This window comes from uncultured Rhodoblastus sp., assembly GCF_903903185.1.
Classification (GTDB): Bacteria; Pseudomonadota; Alphaproteobacteria; order Rhizobiales; family Beijerinckiaceae; genus Rhodoblastus.
Genome location: NZ_CAIUXT010000178.1, coordinates 1 through 1,955 on the forward strand (window position 1 = coordinate 1; position 1,955 = coordinate 1,955).

Annotated in this window: 3 protein-coding genes; 2 read left to right on the plus strand and 1 reads right to left on the minus strand. The window is 62.8% G+C overall.

Features of this window, described 5'->3' with window-relative positions:
* The first annotated feature begins 141 nt into the window (after positions 1 to 141).
* Positions 142 to 1,095, plus strand: coding sequence for a TIM44-like domain-containing protein (locus QZY01_RS16485; RefSeq protein ID WP_294539233.1), 954 nt, complete (start codon positions 142 to 144; stop codon positions 1,093 to 1,095).
* A 126-nt stretch (positions 1,096 to 1,221) separates the two neighbouring features.
* On the opposite strand, the gene QZY01_RS16490 is transcribed toward QZY01_RS16485, so the two are convergent.
* On the minus strand, positions 1,222 to 1,431 hold the full coding sequence (locus tag QZY01_RS16490) for an FAD-dependent oxidoreductase (protein WP_294539236.1): 210 nt from the start codon (positions 1,429 to 1,431) through the stop codon (positions 1,222 to 1,224).
* A gap of 177 nt (positions 1,432 to 1,608) precedes the next feature.
* Between QZY01_RS16490 and QZY01_RS16495 the strand changes: the two genes are divergently transcribed.
* The coding region (locus QZY01_RS16495) for a hypothetical protein (protein WP_294539239.1) at positions 1,609 to 1,955 on the plus strand (347 nt) is incomplete at its 3' end.

Genomic DNA, 1,955 nt, shown 5'->3' on the forward strand with positions numbered 1-1,955 from the left:
ATCGCCGACGATCGACGCCGACAAGGCGATTCCATGGGTAACCGGAGGACCGGATCCGGCCGCCGCCTTTGCACTTTGACCAACGATAACAATATAAGCCATGCGGGCAGCGACACGCTCGTGCAACCTCAGGACAAAACCATGGCCATGCGCCAAAAAACCTTGATTTTCACTCTGGCCGCCCTTGTCGCCTTGGGCTATTCCGCCGACAGCTTCGCCAGACCGGGATCTGGCGGCTCCTCCGGCAGTCGCGGCGCGCGCACTTTCAGCGCTCCGCCCCCAACCGCGACGGCGCCTCGCCCAGCCGCTCCGATCGAACGTTCGATGACGTCCCCGTCATCAGGGATGACGCAGAATTATGCCGGATCGGCGGGCAGGAACTCCGGCGGCTTCATGTCCGGCGGTTTCGGGCGCGGCCTGCTTGGCGGCCTTGTCGGCGCCGGGCTGGTCGGCATGCTGTTCGGAAGCGGTTTCGGCGGCGGGCTCGGCGGAATATCGTCCATTCTGGGCCTCGTGCTTCAGATCGGGCTTCTATTCCTCCTGATTAGATTCGTCATGGGCTTCCTGCGCAGGCGCCAGCCGGCGTATCAAGGCGCCGCATACGATAGCGGCGCTGCGCAAGGCCCGCGCCCCGGTATTGCCGGCTTTGGAGGCTTCGGCGGAGGAAATGGGAGACCTGTGAAGCTCGAAATAGGTCCTGCGGATTTCAATGTTTTCGAACAGCGCCTTGGCCTCATCCAAAAAGCCTATGGCGCCGAGGACATGGCCGCTTTGCGCGCTCTGGCGACGCCTGAAATGGCCTCCTATTTCGCCGCGGAGATCGAAGAGACCGCAAAAAAAGGGCAGGTCAACAAAATCTCCGATGTGACCTTGCTGCAGGGGGATCTTGCGGAAGCCTGGCGCGAGCCCGAAAACGAATATGCGAGCGTCGCGGTCCGTTTCTCGCTGATCGACACGATGGTTGATCGCGCGACCGGCAAGGTTGTCTCGGGTGATCCCGTGACGCCGGAGGTTGCGACCGAAATCTGGACATTCGCGCGCCGTCCGGGCGGGGCGGCCACGGATTGGAAATTGTCTGCAATTCAGCAAGCCTGACCTTTTGCAGGGCCGCGAGCACAGGCCGAACGAGCGCCGGCGGGTTCGCCGGCGCCAACTGGACAAGGTGATCGAACGCGGAGGGAGACGCTTTGGCGCCGCTCCCTTGGCGATAACGATCTGCCTTTAGGGTAAAATGGTCGCGTCTCCCGCAGCGAAAATCCCTGTCGCCGAAGTCTCGCCGCGCGCGTCGATCTCGATTTCGCCGCGCGGGCTCAAGCGCACCGCGCCTTTCAGCCATTCGGTGTTCGCAACCAGGCCGATCTGGAAGACGACGCCATCGAGATCGACGCGATGCGTCGCGCCGTGAGCGGTCCCTGCACGACAGTCCCTCAACCTTTTCGCCATCGCAGTCATTGACCGGCGGTTTTTCAGGACCAGCCCTTCGCTCTGTTCCCGCTTCTCGCCGATTTGCGGCTCCTTGCGTCTTCGCGCAGAATAGCACGAGACACCATTTCCCCCGAACCAGCGCGCGGCGCCCACCCTTTGAAACATCACACACAGGCGGCTCCGATGACAGAAAACAAACATGGCGCCACTGGCCTCCGGTCAAGCCTGTGGGATGCGGCCCGTTTCGCAGCCTGGGCATACGCGCCATTCCAACGCCTGGCGGCGGCGGAACTTTACGGCCTGCTGGCGACACGAGCCTTTACGGCCAATGGACTGTACCTCAATCTCGGCTACTGGAAGACCGCGCGGACCATTGACGAAGCCTGTCCGGCCTTGGCCACGCTGGTGGCCGAGGCGGCGGCGATGGGGCCGAATGACGATGTCGTGGATGTGGGCTTCGGCTTTGCCGATCAGGACATGCTGTGGATCGAACGTTTCGCGCCACGCCACATCACCGGGCTGAACGTGAC